Here is a 336-nt window from a genome sequence, read left to right as displayed (position 1 = left end):
GCAGGGATTATGGAGCCTATTTTGTTGTAGAAAAAAAGTCCCATAAGACCTATAATGAAAAGCGATCAAACCATCATTAGAAAGAATCTTATGGAACAATTAAATTTTACCACAAACTTACTGGAAATCAAAGACCCTAACATCACTATCTTGAATGTTCTAAATGCTGGAACGCATAAAGAAATCTTCGCCAAGCTAGATTATCCAGCACCTAAATGCCCTCACTGTCAAGGACAAATGGCTAAATATGACTTCCAAAAAGAATCTAAAATCCCCTATTTAGAGTGTGCTGGATACAAGACATTGATTCGTCTAAGGAAACGGCGCTTCCGCTGT

General features: G+C 37.5%; 1 protein-coding gene. It reads left to right on the top strand.

The window, feature by feature from the left end; translation table 11 throughout:
• Positions 1-90 precede the first annotated feature (90 nt).
• Positions 91-336, top strand: a 246-nt coding sequence (locus SSIN_RS09000; protein ID WP_167332874.1) for a transposase family protein, incomplete at its 3' end; no start/stop codon positions are given.

Origin of the sequence: Streptococcus sinensis (assembly GCF_000767835.1) — a bacterium.
GTDB classification, from domain to species: Bacteria; Bacillota; Bacilli; order Lactobacillales; family Streptococcaceae; genus Streptococcus; species Streptococcus sinensis.
Note: the sequence above shows the minus strand (reverse complement) of the source record. Positions and strands in the feature narration are given on the sequence as shown.